Source organism: Xanthomonas sp. SHU 166 (genome assembly GCF_000364685.1).
Classification (GTDB): Bacteria; Pseudomonadota; Gammaproteobacteria; order Xanthomonadales; family Xanthomonadaceae; genus Xanthomonas_A; species Xanthomonas_A sontii.
Genome location: NZ_AQOJ01000275.1, coordinates 1 through 544, shown reverse-complemented (window position 1 = coordinate 544; position 544 = coordinate 1). Strand labels below are relative to the sequence as shown.

The 544-nt window shown below is 73.0% G+C and carries 1 protein-coding gene; it reads right to left on the bottom strand.

Features of this window, described 5'->3' with window-relative positions:
• Positions 1-60: 60 nt before the first annotated feature.
• Positions 61-544: methyl-accepting chemotaxis protein (locus tag D180_RS08685; protein ID WP_017912486.1), on the bottom strand; the 484-nt coding region annotated here is incomplete at its 5' end.

The following is a 544-nucleotide window of genomic DNA, read 5'->3' as shown; positions in this document are numbered from 1 at the left end:
CGCTGTAAGGCGACCGCCGCGCGCGGCCACACGACGGCCACGCGCACGGCGGCCGACACCTCACGCGTCGAGCGCGTCCTCCACCGCCACGGCCGGCGACGCCGCCGCGGTGTCTTCCGCAAGCCGCGACACCTGCGCCGGTCTGGCTGCGGGCGCCGGCGCGGCCAGGCGGAACAGCGCGACCGACTGGCTCAGTTGTCCGGCCTCCTCTTCCATGGCGCGCGCAGAAGCCGTGGCTTCTTCGACCAGCGCCGCGTTCTGCTGGGTGGCCTGGTCCATCTGCGCCACGGTGGTGTTGACCTGTTCGATGCCGGCCGACTGCTCGCGCGAGGCCGCCGAGATCTCGCCCATGATGTCGGTGACGCGCTGCACCGAGGCCACGATCTCCTGCATGGTGGTGCCGGCCTGGCCGACCAGGGCCGAGCCATCGGCCACGCGCTCCACCGACTCGTCGATCAGGCCCTTGATCTCCTTGGCCGCATTGGCCGAGCGCTGGGCCAGCGTCCGCACCTCGCTGGCGACGACCGCGAAGCCGCGGCCCTGT